The organism is Thermocatellispora tengchongensis (genome assembly GCF_014202315.1).
GTDB lineage: Bacteria > Actinomycetota > Actinomycetes > Streptosporangiales > Streptosporangiaceae > Thermocatellispora > Thermocatellispora tengchongensis.
In genome coordinates this window covers 33532-50811 of sequence record NZ_JACHGN010000034.1, presented here as the reverse complement: position 1 = coordinate 50811, position 17280 = coordinate 33532, and the positions used below count along the sequence as shown (strand labels likewise).

Annotated in this window: 15 protein-coding genes; 10 read left to right on the top strand and 5 right to left on the bottom strand. The window is 71.0% G+C overall.

The features are described 5' to 3' along the window. Nucleotides 1–20: 20 nt before the first annotated feature. A complete protein-coding gene (locus tag HNP84_RS47375; protein ID WP_185056711.1) occupies nt 21–4037 on the bottom strand; it encodes a DUF4082 domain-containing protein in 4017 nt (1338 codons plus the stop codon). A 229-nt stretch (nt 4038–4266) separates the two neighbouring features. On the opposite strand from HNP84_RS47375, the gene HNP84_RS47370 reads away from it, so the two are divergent. From HNP84_RS47370 to HNP84_RS47360, 3 genes are all read left to right on the top strand, one after another. Beyond that, nucleotides 4267–5115 (top strand): glycosyltransferase family 2 protein, encoded by an 849-nt coding sequence (locus tag HNP84_RS47370; RefSeq protein ID WP_185056710.1) that lies wholly within the window; start codon nt 4267–4269, stop codon nt 5113–5115. Then, nucleotides 5112–6095, top strand: a complete 984-nt coding sequence (locus HNP84_RS47365; RefSeq protein WP_185056709.1) for a right-handed parallel beta-helix repeat-containing protein — start codon at nt 5112–5114, stop codon at nt 6093–6095. The genes HNP84_RS47370 and HNP84_RS47365 overlap by 4 nt, the downstream gene beginning before the upstream one ends. A gap of 206 nt (nt 6096–6301) precedes the next feature. Further along, a complete protein-coding gene (locus HNP84_RS47360) occupies nt 6302–7585 on the top strand; it encodes a right-handed parallel beta-helix repeat-containing protein (RefSeq protein ID WP_185056708.1) in 1284 nt (427 codons plus the stop codon). A gap of 16 nt (nt 7586–7601) precedes the next feature. On the opposite strand, the gene HNP84_RS47355 is transcribed toward HNP84_RS47360, so the two are convergent. Continuing rightward, a complete protein-coding gene (locus HNP84_RS47355) occupies nt 7602–8258 on the bottom strand; it encodes a class I SAM-dependent methyltransferase (protein WP_185056707.1) in 657 nt (218 codons plus the stop codon). A 110-nt stretch (nt 8259–8368) separates the two neighbouring features. Between HNP84_RS47355 and rfbC the strand changes: the two genes are divergently transcribed. Then, nucleotides 8369–8971, top strand: coding sequence for a dTDP-4-dehydrorhamnose 3,5-epimerase (gene rfbC, locus HNP84_RS47350; RefSeq protein ID WP_312927283.1), 603 nt, complete (start codon nt 8369–8371; stop codon nt 8969–8971). Nucleotides 8972–9022: 51 nt separating this feature from the next. Here rfbC and HNP84_RS47345 read toward each other — a convergent pair whose 3' ends face one another. Both HNP84_RS47345 and HNP84_RS47340 read right to left on the bottom strand, forming a co-directional pair. Further along, on the bottom strand, nt 9023–10003 hold the full coding sequence (locus HNP84_RS47345) for a 2-oxoacid:ferredoxin oxidoreductase subunit beta (RefSeq protein ID WP_185056757.1): 981 nt from the start codon (nt 10001–10003) through the stop codon (nt 9023–9025). A 64-nt stretch (nt 10004–10067) separates the two neighbouring features. Then, nucleotides 10068–11915 carry a 2-oxoacid:acceptor oxidoreductase subunit alpha gene (locus HNP84_RS47340; RefSeq protein ID WP_185056705.1) on the bottom strand — a complete coding sequence of 616 codons (1848 nt, stop codon included), beginning with the start codon at nt 11913–11915 and terminating at the stop codon, nt 10068–10070. A gap of 556 nt (nt 11916–12471) precedes the next feature. On the opposite strand from HNP84_RS47340, the gene HNP84_RS47335 reads away from it, so the two are divergent. The 6 genes from HNP84_RS47335 (at nt 12472) to HNP84_RS47310 (ending at nt 15962) form a co-directional block, all read left to right on the top strand. Beyond that, entirely contained in the window at nt 12472–12843 is a 372-nt protein-coding gene (locus HNP84_RS47335; protein WP_185056704.1) for an NADH-quinone oxidoreductase subunit A, read from the top strand. 91 nt (nt 12844–12934) lie between these two features. Beyond that, nucleotides 12935–13459, top strand: coding sequence for an NADH-quinone oxidoreductase subunit B (locus HNP84_RS47330; RefSeq protein WP_185056703.1), 525 nt, complete (start codon nt 12935–12937; stop codon nt 13457–13459). Continuing rightward, nucleotides 13456–14019, top strand: a complete 564-nt coding sequence (locus HNP84_RS47325; RefSeq protein ID WP_185056702.1) for an NADH-quinone oxidoreductase subunit C — start codon at nt 13456–13458, stop codon at nt 14017–14019. Before HNP84_RS47330 ends, HNP84_RS47325 begins: the two co-directional genes overlap by 4 nt. Continuing rightward, on the top strand, nt 14012–14965 hold the full coding sequence (gene nuoH / locus HNP84_RS47320) for an NADH-quinone oxidoreductase subunit NuoH (RefSeq protein ID WP_185056701.1): 954 nt from the start codon (nt 14012–14014) through the stop codon (nt 14963–14965). The genes HNP84_RS47325 and nuoH overlap by 8 nt, the downstream gene beginning before the upstream one ends. Beyond that, nucleotides 14962–15423, top strand: a complete 462-nt coding sequence (locus HNP84_RS47315; RefSeq protein WP_185056700.1) for a hypothetical protein — start codon at nt 14962–14964, stop codon at nt 15421–15423. Before nuoH ends, HNP84_RS47315 begins: the two co-directional genes overlap by 4 nt. 35 nt (nt 15424–15458) lie before the next feature. Further along, nucleotides 15459–15962, top strand: coding sequence for a hypothetical protein (locus tag HNP84_RS47310; protein WP_185056699.1), 504 nt, complete (start codon nt 15459–15461; stop codon nt 15960–15962). A gap of 1 nt (nt 15963) precedes the next feature. Here the strand turns inward: HNP84_RS47310 and HNP84_RS47305 are convergent, their stop codons facing one another. Next, on the bottom strand, nt 15964–17142 hold the full coding sequence (locus HNP84_RS47305) for a serine/threonine-protein kinase (protein WP_221337657.1): 1179 nt from the start codon (nt 17140–17142) through the stop codon (nt 15964–15966). Between the last annotated feature and the right edge of the window lie 138 nt (nt 17143–17280).

Genomic DNA, 17280 nt, shown 5'->3' with positions numbered 1-17280 from the left:
GTGCAGGCGCCGTGGTGCCCCTACGGGACGAAGATCACGTCCACCCAGTAGTTGGCGCCGTTGTAGCTGTTCACCGGGAAGCCCGGCGTGGCAGTGTAGCGATACAGGCCGTTGGCGCCCGCGGGGCCGCCGTTGGCCAGGGCGTGCAGCGGCGCGTTGTCGTACGGGCCGGAGTTGAAGTAACCCCCGGAGGCCGCGTAGTAGCCGTTCGGCGAGTGGTACGACGCGACGTACACCTCGCCGGCCGTGACCTCGACCGGCTGGTCGAAGATCAGCGTCTGCCACCCGGAGGCCGTCTCGTTGACGAACGTGCCGCCGCGCATCGGGCTGCCTCCCGCCGTCCACAGGCTGCCGTAGTGCGTGCCGGTGTCGCCCGCCGCCTTGTAGAAGCGGATGCCGGTGATCTCGCCGTCCATGTCGGCGGTGAACTTCACGCCCAGCTCGATGCCGGTCGCGTCGTTGTTCACCGGGCTGGCCGGGGTCGCGCTGCTCGGCCAGATCGAGCACGGGCAGCTCGCCGCGCCGCCGGTGGTGAACGACCAGGACGTCGAGATCATGGCGTTGCCCGCGTCGTCCTCGGCCCCGCTCACCGTCACCGAGTACACCGTGCTCTGCGCCAGCGGGCTGCTCGGCGTGAACGTGAGCAGCGTACGCGCGGCGTTGAGCGTCGCGGTGCCGGCGACGGTCTGGTTGGCCGGGTTCTTCACCGTGATGACCGGCGTGCCCTCCTGAACCGGCTCGCTGAACGTCGCCGTCACGGCCGTGCCGGTCGGCACGCCGGTGGAGGCGTGCGCCGGCGACTTCACGGCCACGGTCGGCGCCTGCGTGTCGGGCACCTTGGTGAAGATCACGTCCACGTAGTAGTTCGTCGCCGCCCACGAGCTGTTCGGGAACGCCCGCGGGCCGTACCGGTAGACGCCGTTGCCGCTGATCGACCCGGAGGCGGGCGCGCGCAGCGGCGAGGCCGTCACCTGGGAGGCCAGCCCGTTGTACGTCGCCGCGTACCGCCCGTTCGGCGCGTGGTACGACACCACGTACGTGGTGTTCTTGTCGATCCCGACCGGCGAGGGGAACAGCAGCTCCTGCCAGCCCTGGGTGGACTCGTCGCTGAACGTGCCGGTCACGATCTCGCCGCCGTTCGCGTTCCACAGCGTGCCGGTGTGGGTGCCGGTGTTGCCCGGACCCTTGTAGAACCGGATGCCGTTGACGTAGCCGTCGCTGTCGGCCTGGAACTTCAGCCCCAGCTCGACCTCGCCGGTGTCGGCCACCGCGGGCACGGCCGGCACGGTGCCGTCGGACCACAGGCTGCACGGGCACACGCCCGGCGTGGAGACCTTCACCGTCTTGAAGGTGAAGGAGTACGGCGCCTCCATCGCGTTGCCGCCGTCGTCCACCGCGCCGGACACCCTGACCGTGAACGTGGTCCCGGCGGCCAGCGGGGCGGCGGGCGCGAACGTCAGCGTCGTCCGCCCGGCGTCCAGGGTCGCGGTGCCGGCGATCACGTTGTCGGCCGCGTCCTTGACCTCCATCGTCGCCGTGCCCGCCTGCACCGGCTCGGCGAAGACCACCTTCGGCTGGGTCGTGACCGGCACGCTGGACGAGCCCGGCACCGGCGTCGCCGAGAGCGCCGCCGGCGGGAACGTGTCGTTGACCTCGAAGATCGGATCGACGTAGTAGTTGCCGCCGTTGAAGGTCTGGTTCGGGAACCCGGGGCCGACCCGGTACACGCCGTTGCCCACCGTCTGGGTGGCCTTCGGCGCGGTCAGCGGGGCCCGCTTGTGGTCGGCGTACCGGAAGAAGTTCGCGTCGGAGGCGTAGTGCCCGTTCGGCGCGAAGTAGGTGACGATGAAGTCGGTGCCGGCCGGGATGTGCACCGGCGCCGCGAACTTCAGCGTCTGCCACCCGGTCTCGGTCTCGTTGCCGAACGTGCCGCTGGCCCGCACCTGGCCGTCGGCCGTCCACAGCGTGCCGGTGTGCGTGCCGGTGTTGCCCGCGCCCTTGTAGAACCGGATTCCGGTCACGTAACCGGGCACCGAGGAGCGGAAGCGGGTGCCCAGCTCCAGCGCGGTGGAGTCGTTCTCGGCCGGGTTGGCCGGGGTCGCGGAGTCGGGGAACAGCGAGCAGGGGCACTCGACCGTCACATCGCGCGAGACCGGCGTGCCCAGGTTGCCGCTGTCGTCGGCCGCCCGCGCCTGGATCTGCACCGTGCCCGCGCCCGCGACCTCCCAGGAGTACGTCCAGGTGCCCCGGCCGTTCGCCGGGTGCCAGGTCTGGCCGCCGTCGGTGGAGACCTCCACCGCGCCGACCTCGCCGCCGGTGTCGGCCGCGGTGCCGCTGATCGTCACGGTCGAGCCGTTCTCCAGCGTCGCCCCGCTCGCGGGGGCGGTGATGGCCGCCGTGGGCGCCACCGCGTCGGTGGACTTCGCGGCCGAGCTGAGGCCGGGCCTCAGCGACATCGGCTGCACGTCCATGTCGGCGAACAGGTTCACCGTCGCCTGCTTGATCCGGTCGTCGGCGAAGCCGCTGTCGCCGTCGTGCTCGTCGTCCAGGCCCCAGCTCCACTGCACCGTGCCCGCGCCGAACACCAGCGCCCCGCTGGACGCGCGGTACATCGTCATCTTGTGCGTGGCCTCCTGCACGGCCACCTTCGAGCCGAAGTCGATCAGCCGCTCGTCCACCGTCTCGGTGGTCTTCGACAGCGGCACCAGGCCCGGCGGCCGGTGCCCGTTGTCGATGTCCTCGTCCCACTCGTAGCCGAGGATGCCGGGCAGCGTCGTGCTCGTGCCGTCCGGCTGGGAGGCCAGCGGCGTGCCCCGCCAGAAGCGCATCTTGCCGTCGGCCGCCGGGACCTTCATCCCGGTGGCGCGGCAGCCGTTGTCCAGGCTGGTGCAGTTGACCGTGAAGAAGGTGCCGGTCAGCGCGTTCTCCGGCCTGCCGCCGTCGGAGGGCGGCGAGAAGCGCGGGTCGCGCCAGGTGCCGGTCCAGGTCGCCTCGGGGTCGGTCTTGGCGTTGTAGAGCGTCTCCTTGTACGCCACCAGCGTGCGGTGGCCGTTCTCCCAGCGGGTCTTCCAGTACACCTCGTTGCCGCTGAAGAAGGCCAGGTTCACGCCCGCGTCGCGGGCCGCCTCGAACGCCGCCCGCTCCTCGCCCGACCAGTACTCGTCGTGGCCCACCGACAGGATCGCCTTGCGCCCGAGCAGCGTCTGCGGCGTGCGCCCGGCGTCGGCGGTCGCGATGTAGGCCACGTCGTAGCCGTTGGCCTCCAGGAAGCGCACCATCGGGTACTCGTTGGCCCAGACGAAGTCGCGCCCCCACGGCGTGGAGTAGCGGGTGTTGAACGGCCGGTTGTAGCTGAGCTTGGCCGCCCGGCCGGGCGCGGCCAGGCTGTCACCGCGGTAGAAGCTGTTGTGGGCCTTCCACGGGTTGTTCTCGGTGGCGGGCACGTCGCCCCAGGAGTTGTACGCCTGCCACGTGCTGTCGGAGGTCTTGAACAGCATCTTCGCCTGGCGGGCGTCGTCGCGGACCACGAACACGATGTGGGTGTCGTCGCCGTTGTACTCCCCGGCGTCGGTGCGCACCACGTGCGCGAAGTAGATGCCCGAGACCATCGTGGTGGGAACGCTCCAGCTCGCCACGGTGCCCCAGGCGCACTCGACCATGCCCGTGGTCGTGTTCTCCGGGCAGCCCGGCTGGTTGCGCGAGATCGCGGTGTCGGCCGGGACCGTGGTGATGAACCTGGCGCCGTTGCCCTGGTAGTAGCCCATCCGGTAGACGTCCACCTTCAGGGCGGTGGCCGCCGACCGGATCTTGAAGTTGATGGTCTGGCCGAGGTTGACGCTCATCTGGTCGCCGTAGCCCTCGACCGTGCCCTTCGGGTCGATGTCCCACTGGGACTTCGGGGTGCCCGGCTGGCTGTTCTCGCACGTGATCGGGTTTCCGCCCGCGTCGCACGGGCCCGCCGCCGCCGTGACCGGGACGACGGCCGGCGCCGCGGCGGTGGCCGTGCCCGCCGAGGCGGGCACCGTCAGCAACCCCATGGTGAGGAGCAGTGCCGATAACAGGTAATAGCGACGCCCCACGGCTTTGTGGCGGTTCATGACGCTCCAACAGGGTGTTCTGACGGATCTTGACGACCGTTGGTGGTGATCACGCTGCGGAGCGTGGTTCCCGCCATAACCGACGCGCATGGGAATGGTGGGGTTTACGTGGATTGGGAAACCCGCTTGAGGTGGCGTCCCGGGGCCCGCACCCCCCATAATCGGCGCCATGCCGAACCCTCGCGCGTGCCTCGTCGTGCCCGCGCACAACGAAGCCGCCGTCATCGGCAGACTGCTCGGCGGGGTGCTGGCCGACGCCGAACCCGGGGAGCTGTCCATCGTGGTCGTCGCCAACGGCTGCACCGACCGCACCGCCGAGATCGCGCGGGGTCACGGTCCCGACGTCACGGTGATCGAGTCGCCGGTGCCGTCCAAGGCCGCCGCGCTGCGCGCGGGTCAGGACGCGGCGACGGCGTACCCGCTGATGTACGTCGACGCCGACATCGAGCTGAAGACCGGTGATGTGCGGGCGCTGATCCGGGCTCTGGAACGCTCCGGCGCGCACGCCGCCGCCCCCTCCCGGGTGCTCGACCTCGGCGACGGCGGGTTCCTCATCCGCTGGTACTACGACGTCTGGCGCGAGCTGCCGTCGGTGCGGGAGGAGCTGTACAACCGGGGCGCCATCGCGGTCAGCGAGGAGGGCGCGCGCCGGGTGGCCGCCCTGCCCCAGGTCATGGCCGACGACCTGGTGGCGTCGATGGCGTTCGCCCCCCACGAGCGGGTGATCGTCGCCGACGCCCGTGCGGTGATCCGGGTGCCGCGCCGCTTCGCCGACCTGATGCGCCGCCGCATCCGCGCGGTCACCAGCGTCACCCAGGTCGTGGACCACCCCGACCTGCCCCAGCCGCCCCGTACGGGCGTCTCCGATCTGCTGCGCCTGGCCCGCTCCCGGCCGGCCCTCGCGCACAAGGTCGTCGTGTTCGCGGGGGTCGCCGTCCTGGCCAAGATCCTCGCCCGCCGGGCGGTCAGGCGGGGCGACTTCACCACCTGGCTCCGCGACGAGAGCTCCCGCGCATGACCCACGGCCCGGCCGGTGGCCGTCGGCGCGTCCTGGCCGCGCTGCTCCTGGCGGGAGCGTCGGCGGGGTGCTCGTTCGGCGGCGCGGAAGCCGAGGGGCGCACCCCCGTGCCGGCGACGACGTTCGCCACCCCGCTGAGCCCGCCCACGCCCACGTCCGCCCCGGTGCTGCCCACGCCCGGCTCCGGCGGCGTCGAGCCGCCCGCCGCGCTGCCCGGGGGATGGCCGGGACCGCACAACACCGGCGTGCGGCCCGGCGTCGCGCTGCGCCCGTCGGGCTCGGTGAAGGTGACCGTGCCCGGCACCGTCGTGGAGAACCTGGAGATCCGCGGTGAGCTGGTCGTCGCGGCCCACGACGTGGTGGTGCGCAACGTGCGCGTCGTGGCCCAGCCGGGCTACTGGGGCATCCACCAGACGAAGGGGCACCGGGGGCTGGTCGTCGAGGACACCGAGGTCTTCGGCAACGGCAGGCAGCGCACCCAGTTCGGCATCCTCAACGACGGCGGCGACATCACCGTGCGACGGGTGAACATCCACGCGATCTCCAACGGCGTGCTCACCAACGAGGGCGTGGTGGAGGACTCCTACTTCCACGACCCGATCGAGTACGAGGGCGACCACATCGACATGATCATGGCGACGAGCGGCCCGCCCGAGGGCAAGACGCTCGTCATCCGGCGCAACACCGTGATCAACACGCTGGTGCAGACCGGGGCGATCGCCCTGTTCCAGGACTTCGGGGTGGTGCGCGACGTGACCGTGGAGAAGAACTTCCTGGCGGGCGGGGGCTACTCCCTGTACGGCGGCGCGGGCGACAAGGGCCGGACGTCCAACATCAAGATCATCGACAACGTGTTCAGCCGCCGGGTCTTTCCGCAGGGCGGCAAGTTCGGCCCGGTGGCGTACTTCGAGCCCGGATCGCCGGGAAACGAGTGGCGCGGGAACGTGTGGGAGGACGGTTCGCCGGTGCAGCCGTCATGAGGTGGCCGTCATGAGCGGCTCGCGAATTTTCTGACGCCGGAATTGACGGGCGGGGCGGGCGTCTGATGGGAAAAAAGTTCTTCGTGATGTTTCGGCAGCGTTGTGCGGCTGATTGCCACATTTTTCGTGATATTGCGGTTTGACTAGTGATCCGATCGTTATCATCGCCGCCGTAAGACTCTCGGGGCTTCTGAAAGGAGCCTGCCATGGGCAGTAGTCGGAGGAGCCCCCGCACGGGCACCCGGCGTGGCGCCGGCGTACTGGCCGGGATGTCCGCGGCCGTCATCCTGCTCGCCGGGTGCGAGATCAGCGCCGATTCCATCGCCGAGGCCTTACCCGGCGGGCTGGACAAGGAGGAGCTGGCCGAGGCCGACGCCGCCGCCTCCAGGTCCGCGGCGGCGTCGAAGGCGGCGGCCGGGCCGGCGAGCCCGTCACCCGAGGTCTCGCCCGGCGTGGCGGCCGGCCGGGGCCGTCCCGACCGCTGGTGGCACCGCCCCACGCGCACGCCCCGCCCGCGCTGGACGTACACGCACCGCCCCACCCGGACCCCCGTTCAGCCCCCGGTGCACACGCCCACGGCGACCCGCACCTTCACCCGCACCCCGACCCCCACCCCGACGCTCAGCCCTTCCGAGACGCCCACCCCGACGCCCACCCCCTCCGAGACGCCCACGCTGACCCCGACCCCCACCGTGTCCCCCACCGAGCAGCCGGAGCAGCCGCCCGGCGGGTGGCCGAACGCCGGCAACACCGGCGTTCCCGACGGCGTCGAGCTGGAGAAGAGCGGCTCGATCACGGTGAAGGAGGACGGCGCCGTCATCGACGGCATGGACGTCCACGGCGAGATCAACGTGGACGCGGACAACGTGACCATCCGCAACACCCGGGTGAACGGCCAGCCCGGCCACTGGGGGATCATCCAGCGCGAGGGCAGGACCGGCCTGGTCGTGGAGAACACCGAGGTCTTCGGCAACGGCGAGGAGCGCACCCAGTTCGGCATCCTCAACAACGGCAAGATGATCACGGTGCGGGCCGTGGACATCCACACGATCTCCAACGGCATCCAGACCGACCAGGGCCTGATCGAGCACTCCTACTTCCACGACCCGGTGGAGTACGAGGGCGACCACATCGACATGATCATGTCCACCGGCGCCGCCGCGCCGGGCACCAAGCTGGTCATCCGGTACAACACCGTGATCAACAACCTGGTGCAGACCGGCGCCATCGCGTTGTTCCAGGACTTCGGCGTGCCGCGCGACACGATCGTGCAGGGCAACCTGCTCGCGGGCGGCGGCTACTCCCTGTACGGCGGCGCGGGCAAGAAGGGCGTCTCGTCCAACGTGCAGGTGATCGACAACGTGTTCAGCAAGCGGGTGTGGCCGAAGGGCGGCTATTACGGCCCGGCCGCCTACTGGGACTCCGACGGGCCCGGCAACGTCTGGCGCGGCAACACCTGGGAGGACGGCACCCCCGTCCCCGAGCCCTAGGAGTCAGGAGTTACGCCTACCTCTTGACCGCGATGATCGACTTCACCAGGCCGCCCATGCGCTCGTACCGGAGCCGCGAGGACGGGAAGTAGTGCCGCATCTCGGTCACGCTGAGCAGCTCGACCTCCATGGCGTGCCGCAGCGCGGTGTCGCGGTCGGAGGACGGCGTGTGCACCAGCGGCCAGCGCCGCAGCACGGCGGTCCTGGCCGCCAGCGGCATGAACTGGAAGCCGGGGAACAGGAAGTGCGGCTCGACCGGGAAGTACCGGTACGGCGTCTGCACCCAGTGCCGCTCGGCCAGCTTGTGCACCGCGTCGGCGAACATCTGCCGGCGCGCGTGCCCGCCCACGTGCTCGATCACCGCGTTGGAGAAGACCAGGTCGTAGGAGTCGTCCAGGATGCCGGGCGGCAGCTCGCAGGCGTCGGCCACGTCGGCGCGGATCCAGTCGGGCAGGTCCGCCGGCGGGTGCTCCAGGTTCACGATGTGGACGCGTGCCGGGCGTACGGGGGCGCGCAGCCACGCGGAGGCCGTGCCGCCGAGGTCGATGACCGACATTTCGCGGAGATTCGGGAAGCTGGCCGCGAACCAGCTCCAGCGGCGTGCGCGTGCCTTGGCGCCGAGCGAATCGGGCGCGTCCACGAATCGGCCGCGCAAGGCATTGAGACGGCTCATCGAGCTCCTACCATCCGGTCATCACCTGCATCGAGCACCGACAACTATCCCAGATAAACATTTGTCGCGCAGGTCATGGATTGATGGGATTTCATGGGAGGCTTGGGCGCGTGCAGGAACTGGGATTCGAAGCCGCATATCTGGTCACCCCGACCATTCATTCCGACGACCGGGGCGACTTCCTGGAGTGGTTCCGGGCGGACTGGATCGAGGAGGCGGTCGGCCACCGGCTCGGCCTGGCGCAGGCCAACTGCTCGGTCTCGCGCCGCGGCGTGCTGCGCGGCATCCACTTCGCCGACGTGCCGGTCGGGCAGGCCAAGTTCGTCACCTGCGTCAGCGGCGCGGTGCTCGACGTGGCGGTGGACCTGAGGGTGGGGTCGCCGACCTTCGGCCGGTGGGCGGCGGCCGAGTTGGACGACCGCACCCGCTCGGCCGTCTACCTCGCCGAGGGGATCGGGCACGGGTTCATGGCGCTGAGCGAGCAGGCCACGGTGGTCTACCTGTGCTCGCAGCCGTACGCTCCGGCGCGCGAGCACGGCGTGCACCCGCTCGACCCCGAGCTCGGCATCCGCTGGCCCGAGGACATCACGCCGGTGCTGTCGCCCAAGGACGCCGCCGCCCCCTCGCTGGCCGACGCCCTGAGCGGCGGCCTGCTGCCCGACTACGCCACCTGCCTGGCCTACTACGACAAGCTCAGGACCGGCGGCGCGTGAACGCGAACGGACCGCGTGCCGGCCATGGCACGCGGTCCGTCACGGAGGTGACTAGTTGATCCGCCAGGTGTCGCCCGACAGCAGCAGATCGCTCAGGTCGCCCGCACCCTGGGCCGCGACCGCGGTCTCAAGCTGCTCGCGCATCATCTCGTCGTACGTCGGCCGGTCCACGTTGCGGAACACGCCGATCGGCACGTGCTCGAAGGCCGGGTCGTCGAGCCGGGACAGCGCGAACGCCGTGGACGGGTCGGGGTCGTGGGCGTCGTGCACCAGGATCTCGTCCTCGGCCACCGAGGAGCGCTCGACGACCTCAAGGCCGCGCGGCCCCCGGCGTACGGCCTTGGTGGCCGAGACGACCGGCTGCCCGTGCTCCAGCCGCAGCGTGATGTCGTCGCGGGTGGCGGGGTCCTTCAACGGCTCGAAGGCGTTGTCGTTGAAGATGTTGCAGTTCTGGTAGATCTCCACCAGCGAGGTGCCGCGGTGCTCGGCGGCCTCGCGCAGCACCGACTGCAGGTGCTTGCGGTCGGAGTCGATCGTGCGCGCCACGAACGACGCCTCGGCGCCGATCGCCAGCGAGATCGGGTTGAACGGCTTGTCCAGCGAGCCCATCGGCGTGGACTTGGTGATCTTGCCGATCTCGCTGGTCGGGGAGTACTGCCCCTTGGTCAGCCCGTAGATCCGGTTGTTGAACAGCAGGATGTTCAGGTTGACGTTGCGGCGCAGCGCGTGGATCAGGTGGTTGCCGCCGATGGACAGCGAGTCGCCGTCACCGGTGATCACCCACACGCTCAGGTCGGGCCGCGAGGCGGCCAGCCCGGTCGCGATGGCCGGCGCGCGGCCGTGGATGGAGTGGAACCCGTAGGTGTTCATGTAGTACGGGAAGCGCGAGGAGCAGCCGATCCCGGAGACGAACACCATGTTCTCGCGCTTGAGCCCCAGCTCGGGCACGAAGGACTGCACCGCGGCCAGGATGGCGTAGTCGCCGCACCCCGGGCACCAGCGCACCTCCTGGTCGGACTTGTAGTCCTTCATGGACTGCTTGGCGTCGCTCTTGGGCACCAGGGACAGGCCCCTGCCGTTGAGGCCGTTGACGATGTCACTCACTGTCGATCACGTCCTGGATGACGCCGGCGAGCTCTTCCGCCTTGAAGGGCAGGCCGCGTACGCGGTTGTAGCTGATGATGTCGATCAGGAACCGGGCCCGCAGGAGCAGCGCGAGCTGACCGAGGTTGATCTCGGGCAGCAGCACCTTGTCGTAGGACCGCAGCACCTCGCCGGTGTTGGCGGGCAGCGGGTTCAGGTGGCGCAGGTGGGCCTGGGCGACCTTGCCGCCGCCCTTGCGCACCCGGCGGGCCGCGGCGGCGATCGGGCCGTACGTGGAGCCCCAGCCGAGCACGAGCACCCGGGCGTCGCCGTCGGGGTCCTCGACCTCGAGGTCGGGCACGTCGATGCCGTCGATCTTGGCCTGGCGCAGCCGGACCATGCGGTCGTGGTTGTCCGGATCGTAGGAGATGTTGCCGGTGACGTCGGCCTTCTCGATGCCGCCGATCCGGTGCTCCAGCCCGGCGGTGCCGGGGATCGCCCACGGCCGGGCCAGCGTGGCCGGGTCGCGCTTGAACGGGTGGAAGGTCGTGCCGTCGTCGCCGTTGGGCGCCGAGGCGAACTCGACCGAGATGTCGGGCAGCTCGGAGACGTCGGGCACCTGCCACGGCTCGGAGCCGTTGGCCAGGTAGCCGTCCGAGAGCAGCATGACCGGGGTGCGGTACTTCACCGCGATCCGCGCCGCCTCGATCGCGGCGTCGAAGCAGTCGCTCGGCGAGGACGGCGCGACGATCGGCACCGGCGACTCGCCGTTGCGGCCGAACATGGCCATCAGCAGGTCGGTCTGCTCGGTCTTGGTCGGCATGCCGGTCGAGGGGCCCGCGCGCTGCACGTCCACCACGATCAGCGGCAGCTCGGTGGTGACCGCCAGGCCGATCGTCTCGGCCTTCAGCGCCACGCCGGGGCCGCTGGTGGTGGTCACGCCGAGCGCCCCGCCGAACGAGGCCCCCAGCGCCGCGCCCACGCCCGCGATCTCGTCCTCGGCCTGGAAGGTGCGCACCCCGAACTTCTTGTGCTTGGACAGCTCGTGCAGGATGTCCGAGGCCGGCGTGATCGGGTAGGACCCCAGGAAGAGCGGCAGCTTGGCCTGCACCGACGCGGCGATCAGCCCGTACGCCAGCGCCTGGTTGCCGGAGATGTTGCGGTAGACGCCCGGCTTCAGCTTGGCCGGCTTGATCTCGTAGGACACCGAGAACGACTCGGTGGTCTCGCCGTAGTTCCACCCCGCCTGGAAGGCCGCGACGTTGGCCTTGGCGATGTCGGGCTTCTTGGCGAACTTCGTCTCAAGGAACTTGACCGTGGCCTCGGTCGGCCGGTGGTAGAGCCAGGACAGCAGACCGAGCGCGAACATGTTCTTCGCCCGCTCGGCGTCCTTCTTGGAGATGTCGAAGCCCTCAAGAGCCTTGACCGTCAGCGAGGTGAGCGGCACCGCGTGCACCCGCCAGGCCGCCAGCGAGTCGTCCTCCAGCGGGTTCGCCGAGTAGCCGACCTTGGTCAGGTTGCGCTTGGTGAACTCGTCGGTGTTGGCGATGATGTCGGCCCCGCGCGGCAGGTCGCCCAGGTTGGCCTTCAGCGCGGCCGGGTTCATCGCGACCAGCACGTTGGGCGCGTCGCCCGGCGTGAGGATGTCGTGGTCGGCGAAGTGGAGCTGGAAGCTCGACACGCCCGGCAGGGTGCCCGCGGGGGCACGGATCTCGGCCGGGAAATTGGGCAGCGTGGAGATGTCGTTGCCGAACTCCGCGGTCTCCGCGGTGAATCGGTCTCCGGTGAGCTGCATACCGTCGCCGGAGTCGCCGGCGAAGCGGATGATGACGCGGTCGAGTTGCTGAACCTGCTTGGTCACAGCTCAGTCCTCCTCGACGCGCAATGGCGCCGTTGCTCGTGGCATGTCTCTCAATTCCATGCTAGATCCCTGGGGTCACGCGTTGTTCATTCGCGTTCCACTCTGCGGAGGAGTGTGACGTACGTCGCAGGTCCTCGCGGGCCGCGGAGTAGGAGTCGTCAACAGATACGGGCCGGCCGATCGGGCGGTTCCGGTGGAGCCGCGGGCGACCGGCCCCCGTGGGCGGCCCGTACCGCGTCCGGCTGGGGGTCTTCGCAAGACGGAGCCCGGGTCGTCGTGTGTGGGTGCGCATGCCGTCGAACGGCGCGGTCACGACCGGAGACGGTGGGCGCGACACAGCCCCGCCGCCAGCCGGCACAGGTCCACGTGCAGGCGTGCGAAGAGGATGGTTCGGGTCACGAGGCTCAACTATATGTCCCCCATTGGCGTGAGCGACGAGGGGAGTGCCCCAAGCGTGCCGAACGCCATCGTACGCCGCCGGGCGCTCGCGCACCGGCAGGCCGGTGGTCCGGAAGCGGCCGGTTACAGGAACGCCGGGCGGGGATACGATCGAGACATGGGTGGCTACTTCGGCTCCTATGCGCTGGTGGTGGCGCTCTTCGCGATCGGCGTCGCGATCGTGGCCGGGGCGCTGTCCGGCAGCCGCCTGCTCCGCCCGAGCCGCCCCACGGCCGAGAAGCTGACCACGTACGAGTGCGGGGTCGATCCGGTGGGCGAGGGCTGGGCCCAGTCGCAGGTCCGCTACTACGTCTTCACCTACCTGTACGTGGTGTTCGCGGTCGACGCGGTCTTCCTGTTCCCGTGGGCCACGGTCTTCGCCGCGCCGGGCTTCGGCATGACGACGCTGGTGGAGATGTTCCTGTTCCTCGGCTTCATCGCGCTCGGCATCGTGTACGCCTGGCGCAAACGCGTGCTGTCGTGGACGTGATCGCCCGATGAGATTCCCGTCGCCGAGATTCCCATCGTCCGATCGCGATCCGAGATGGCCCGGCCTCCCCGGGAGGTGAACAATGCCGCACATGGCCGATCTACCGATGCCCACCGTGGGCCCCGTCTCCAGGCTGGCCCCCAAGCCCATGCGGTTCGTGCTCAACTGGGGCCGGCGCTACTCGCTGTGGGTGTTCAACTTCGGCCTGGCGTGCTGCGCGATCGAGTTCATCGCGACCTCGATGAGCCGCCACGACTTCATCAGGTTCGGGGTGATCCCGTTCGCCAACGGCCCCCGCCAGGCCGACCTGATGATCGTCGCGGGCACGGTCACCGACAAGATGGCCCCCGCGGTCAAGCGGCTCTACGAGCAGATGCCCGACCCGAAGTACGTCCTGTCCTTCGGCGCCTGCTCCAACACCGGCGGGCCCTACTGGGACTCCTACTGCGTCACCAAGGGCGTCGATCAGATCATCCCCGTGGACGTCTACATCCCCGGCTGCCCGCCGCGGCCCGAGGCCCTGCTGCACGGCATCATGAAGCTGCAGGAGAAGATCGCCGCCGAGTCCCTGGGCGACCGCTACACCGGCCCGCGCGCCGACGGCGGCCGGTCATGACGGCCCGGCCCGCCGACCGCCTCATGGAGCGGCTGGCCGCCCACTTCGGCGAGCGTGTCACGCTGTCGGAGTCCTTCGGCGAGGTCACCGCCGACGCGCCCGCCGAGCTGTGGCCCGACCTGCTCCGGTTCGCCCGCGACGAGCTGGGCTGCGTCTTCTTCGACTGGCTGACCGGCGTGGACGAGCCGCCCGAGGGCTTCGCGGTGGTCGCCCACGTGTACGACCCCGCCGACCGGGCCCACCTGCTGGCCCGCACCCGGGTGCCCCGCGCCGACCCCCGGCTGCCGACCGTGACCGGGATCTTCCGCGGCGCCGACTGGCACGAGCGCGAGACGTACGAGATGTTCGGGGTGATCTTCGAGGGGCACCCCAACCTGGTCCCGCTGCTGCTGCCCGACGGCTTCGAGGGCCACCCGCTGCGCAAGGAGTTCGTGCTGGCCTCCCGGGTGGCCAAGGGCTGGCCCGGCGCCAAGGAGCCCGGCGAGTCCGACCACGGCTCCCCGAGCCGCCGCAAGACCCTGCCGCCCGGCGTACCCCCCGACTGGAGCCGCGATGGCTGAGGTGCTCGACGCCGCCGTGCGGCTGCTGGTGATCGTCCTGGTCTTCCTCGTGCTGCCGCTCGTCGTCGGGCAGACCGAGCACAAGGTCATGGCGCACATGCAGTCGCGCCTCGGCCCCATGTACGCCGGCGGCTTCCACGGCTGGGCCCAGCTCATCGCCGACGGCGTCAAGTTCGCCCAGAAGGAGGACGTGATCCCGGCGGCGGCCGACCGGCGCGTCTTCGCCCTGGCCCCGGGCGTGGCCCTGGTGCCCTACCTCGTGGTCATGGCCGTCATCCCGATCGGCCCCGGCCTGATCGGCGCCGACCTCGACGCCGGGCTGTTCTTCGTGCTCGCGGTGATGGGCATCGGCGTGCTCGGCTCGATCATGGCCGGCTGGTCCTCGGGCAACAAGTACTCCGCCCTGGGCGGCATGCGGTCGGCGGCCCAGCTCATGTCGTACGAGCTGCCGCTGGTGCTGGCGGCCTCGTCGGTGGCGATGGCGGCCGGCACGCTCTCGCTGCCCGGCATCGTCGAGGCGTGGCAGTGGTGGTGGCTGCCCTGGCAGGCGGTCGGGGCCGTGGTGTTCTTCGTCGCCGGCCTGGCCGAGCTGCGCCGCCCGCCCTTCGACATGCCCGTCGCCGAGTCCGAGCTGATCATGGGCCCGATGACCGAGTACACCGGCATGCGCTTCGCCCTGTTCCTGCTGGCCGAGTACGTCGGCATCGTCGTCCTCTCCGCGCTCACCACCGTGCTGTTCCTCGGCGGCTGGCAGGGCCCCTGGCTCCCCGGCCCCGTCTGGACCCTGATCAAGGTCCTGGCCCTGGCCTTCGTGGTGATCTGGCTGCGCGTCAGCTACCCCAGGCTGCGCGAGGACCAGTTGCAGAAGCTCGCCTGGATCGGCCTGGTCCCGCTGGCCCTGGCCCAGCTCGCCCTCACCGGGGTGGTCAAGGTGCTCATGGCATGACCGGCGTATCGGAGTTACCCGACTTATCCGGCGGGGCGCTGGTCGGCCACGACGGCGTCCGCGTGTGGGCCGACGACGGCGCGTTGCTCGCCGAAGCCCGCGACGGCACCCGCGTACGCGTCGAGCCCGGCCGGGTCGCGCACCTCATCGCGTACGGGTTCGACCTGGACCCGAACCCCCGGCGCGGCGGCCTCTCCCGCCGCAGCCGCACCCCCCGCCCCACCGGCCTGGCCGCCACCGAGCCGACGGCCTCGTCCTGCTCGACCTGCCGCACCACCACCCCGGCCCCGAGGCCGCCGCGCTCGCCGCCGCCCTGGGCGCCCGCCACTCCGTCGTCCGCCTCTCCGACCCCGCCCGAGCCCGCGCCACCCTGGCCCGCCGCGCCCCCGGCTGGCGCCGCCTGTCCGGCTCCGGCCGCTCCCTGCCCCTGGCCCAGCGGATCGCCTGGCACACCCTGATCGTCGCGGCCACCCTGGCCGGCGGCGGCGTCAGCGTGCTCTCGCGCGTCTTCGGCGTCACCGGCCGCATCCTCGGCGGGATCGGCCTGCACTTCGTCAGCCCCGTCGTCGCCGGCCTGGTCGCGGCCGGGCTCGTGCTCGCCTACGGCCCCTTCCTCCGCCTCCCCCCGGTACACCGCCTCGTCCTGCGCCGCCGCGCCGCCCGCATGCGCACCGGTGCCGAGGTCTCCGGCCCCGCCGGCACCATGAAGGTCCGCCGCGCCCGCCTGGAGATCACCGGCCCCGGCCTGCACGTCCGCCGCCCCATCGGCCACGAGCCCGGCCAGGCCGACCTGCTGCTGCTCTACCGGCACGAGGACCTGCGCGGCCTGTTCGTCCTGGACACCGAGGGCACGCCCCTCGTCCACCTGCCCGGCCCCTGGCCCCCGGACGCGGTGCACCGCTTCGCCGAGCGGCACGTCCTCGGCTACGAGTCGCGCACCCTGACCCGCGCCGAGTACCTCAGACTCACCGCCCTGGCCCGCGACGCGACCAGGTGAGTCAGTGCACGATCGCCAGCATCACGTCGGACGCCGTGGGCCGGTTGCCGGGCTGCTTGTCCAGGCAGGCGGCGGCCAGCGCGCGCAGGTTCGGGGGCAGGCAGGTGACGTCGGGGTGGTGGTTGAGCACCCGGTTGACGATGGCCGGGATGGTGTCGGCGCCGAACGCCGGCCGCCCCGACGCCGCGTAGATCATGGTGGCCGCCCAGCTGAAGATGTCGGAGGCCGGGGTGAGGTCGCCGCCCGCGAACTGCTCCGGCGACATGTACGCCGGCGTCCCCATGATCTTGTTCGCGGTGCCGCTGGTCTGGTCGAGGGCGCGCGCGATGCCGAAGTCGATCACGCGGGGCCCGTCGGCGCCGATCAGCACGTTGGCCGGCTTGAAGTCGCGATGCACGATCCCCGCCTTGTGGATCGCCGCCAGCGCCCCCGCCGTCGCCAGCGCGAGCCGGGTCAGCCCGTCGCCGTCGCGCGGGCCCTGCTCGCGTACGAGCTGCTCCAGGGAGCTGCCGTCCACGAACTCGCTCACGATGTACGCCGAGTCGGCGTCCACCCGTACGTCGATCACCCGGGCGGTGGAGAACTGCGCCACCCGCCGCGCCGCCTCGACCTCCCGCAGGAAGCGCTGTTTGGCGGCCTCGTCACCGGCGAACCAGTCGTGCAGCACCTTCACCGCGACCCGGGTGCCGTCGGGCGCCAGCCCGAGGTAGACCGCCCCCTGGCCGCCCTTGCCCAGCATGCGCGCCAGCCGGTACGGCCCGACCTGCACCGGATCGTTCGCACGCAGCGGCGACCCCGGCTGCCGCACGGCCCCCGCCGACGGGTGGGTCTGCGTCGTGTGCTGATCGACCGGCGGCTGCTGGACGGCATGGCCGGACGGGGGTCCGGGCACCTGCGTCACCTGGGCGTGCTCGTAAGGGCTCTGCGGCCGCCGGAACACGCTGGACCGGATCAGGAACGAGTGGACGACCGCACCGATGGTGCCGCCGAACAACCCGATGATCATCGGCCCGTTGAGCCAGCCGGGGATCTTGTCGGTGTCCTCGTACGTGGAGATCACGCCCCAGAACGTCATGACGCCGATCGCGTACAGCGCCGAGGCCAGCCACAGCAGCTTGCTCTTGAGCCGCATGGCGGCGTGCCCGATCGTGAACGGCGTGCCGACGCCGCAGGTCAACATGGGGACGAGCGCCCACATGACGGTGAGGGCCGTCGGCGTCCCCGACTGCCGCGGAGGCGGGGGCGGAGGCGGCGCACCGTACGGCCCGGGGACGAACGCGGTGGGCCCGGCGGTCGGCGGCCCGTACCCGGGGTGCCC

Coding starts and splice junctions, on each gene's coding strand:
- HNP84_RS47375 (WP_185056711.1), bottom strand. CDS start 4,037: ATGGGGTTGCTGACGGTGCCCGCCTCGGCGGGCACGGCCACCGCCGCG.
- HNP84_RS47370 (WP_185056710.1), top strand. CDS start 4,267: ATGCCGAACCCTCGCGCGTGCCTCGTCGTGCCCGCGCACAACGAAGCC.
- HNP84_RS47365 (WP_185056709.1), top strand. CDS start 5,112: ATGACCCACGGCCCGGCCGGTGGCCGTCGGCGCGTCCTGGCCGCGCTG.
- HNP84_RS47360 (WP_185056708.1), top strand. CDS start 6,302: ATGGGCAGTAGTCGGAGGAGCCCCCGCACGGGCACCCGGCGTGGCGCC.
- HNP84_RS47355 (WP_185056707.1), bottom strand. CDS start 8,258: ATGAGCCGTCTCAATGCCTTGCGCGGCCGATTCGTGGACGCGCCCGAT.
- HNP84_RS47345 (WP_185056757.1), bottom strand. CDS start 10,003: ATGAAGGACTACAAGTCCGACCAGGAGGTGCGCTGGTGCCCGGGGTGC.
- HNP84_RS47335 (WP_185056704.1), top strand. CDS start 12,472: ATGGGTGGCTACTTCGGCTCCTATGCGCTGGTGGTGGCGCTCTTCGCG.
- HNP84_RS47330 (WP_185056703.1), top strand. CDS start 12,935: ATGGCCGATCTACCGATGCCCACCGTGGGCCCCGTCTCCAGGCTGGCC.
- HNP84_RS47325 (WP_185056702.1), top strand. CDS start 13,456: ATGACGGCCCGGCCCGCCGACCGCCTCATGGAGCGGCTGGCCGCCCAC.
- nuoH (WP_185056701.1), top strand. CDS start 14,012: ATGGCTGAGGTGCTCGACGCCGCCGTGCGGCTGCTGGTGATCGTCCTG.
- HNP84_RS47315 (WP_185056700.1), top strand. CDS start 14,962: ATGACCGGCGTATCGGAGTTACCCGACTTATCCGGCGGGGCGCTGGTC.
- HNP84_RS47305 (WP_221337657.1), bottom strand. CDS start 17,142: ATGTTGACCTGCGGCGTCGGCACGCCGTTCACGATCGGGCACGCCGCC.